The 359-nt window shown below is 63.2% G+C and carries 1 pseudogene; it reads right to left on the bottom strand.

Annotated features, from left to right (window positions below):
• Nucleotides 1-359: pseudogene (locus RT424_RS23940) on the bottom strand (TonB-dependent receptor); the annotation flags it as partial.

Genomic DNA, 359 nt, shown 5'->3' with positions numbered 1-359 from the left:
CGAAGCCCGCCGTAACGCCGAGCGCGGTCAGGTTGCCGAACCGCGCGGCCATGAGCGGGTTGGCGAAGCTGGGCAGGCGATTGAGCGTCCAGAGCTGGCCGGGGCCCTTGCGGCTGATCTTCGAATAGTCGCCGATCACATAGATCGACAGGTCGTCGCTGGGCTCGAAGAGGAACTTGGCACGGCCGCCGAAGCTTTCCTCGCCGCCCCAGGTCTCGTCGCGGTAGACGTTCTTGAGGAAACCGTCGTTACGGCGATAGAAGCCGAACACCGCCAGCGCCGAATTCTGCGAAACCGGCACGTTCACGCTGGCATTGGCGTTGACCTCGTTCAGTTCGGCATAGCTCAGGAATGCCTTG

It is taken from the genome of Novosphingobium sp., assembly GCF_032093395.1.
Classification (GTDB): Bacteria; Pseudomonadota; Alphaproteobacteria; order Sphingomonadales; family Sphingomonadaceae; genus Novosphingobium.
Note: the sequence above shows the minus strand (reverse complement) of the source record. Positions and strands in the feature narration are given on the sequence as shown.